This is a genomic window from Mycobacterium sp. E787 (assembly GCF_001668725.1).
Lineage (GTDB): Bacteria > Actinomycetota > Actinomycetes > Mycobacteriales > Mycobacteriaceae > Mycobacterium.
This window is the reverse complement of the sequence record NZ_LZKL01000008.1, coordinates 1-528: the sequence shown is the minus strand read 5'-3', so window position 1 is coordinate 528 and position 528 is coordinate 1. Positions and strand designations below refer to the sequence as shown.

Sequence of the window (528 nt, the reverse complement as noted above, 5' to 3'; positions counted from 1 at the left end):
TCGCACGTCGCTCATGGTCAGCGAGACGCCGAGCTCGTGGAGCTGTTTTTGGGAATGCGCGAGAATCGTGTGCAGCAACATCCGGCCGTCGTCGGGCAGGATCTCGTAGGCCCGTTCGAAAAACGCCGGCCAACGGTCCGCTTTGAACGCTTCGAAGGCGCCGATCGTGACAATGCGGTCGACGTGGTCCTCGAATTCCTCCCAGCCCTGCAGCCGCACCTCGACGCTGCGCCCGGTCGGGACCTTGGCCAGCCTGGCCTTGCTGTACTCGAACTGGTTGCGGCTGAGGGTGATTCCGATGACGTTGACGTCGAACTTCTCGACCGCTCGTTGTAGCGCACCGCCCCAGCCGCAACCGACGTCGAGCAGCGTCATCCCCGGCTCGAGGTTGAGCTTGCTCAGCGACAGGTCGATCTTGGCGATTTGGGCTTCCTCGAGCGTCATGTCGTCGCGCTCGAAGTAGGCGCAGCTGTAGGTCTGGGTGGGGTCCAGGAACAGCCGGAAGAAGTCGTCCGAGAGATCGTAGTG

At 62.9% G+C, this 528-nt stretch carries 1 protein-coding gene; it reads right to left on the bottom strand.

Annotated features, from left to right (window positions below):
* Positions 1-528 (bottom strand): class I SAM-dependent methyltransferase (locus A5705_RS00570; RefSeq protein ID WP_156762979.1); only part of this gene is annotated, 528 nt, incomplete at both ends.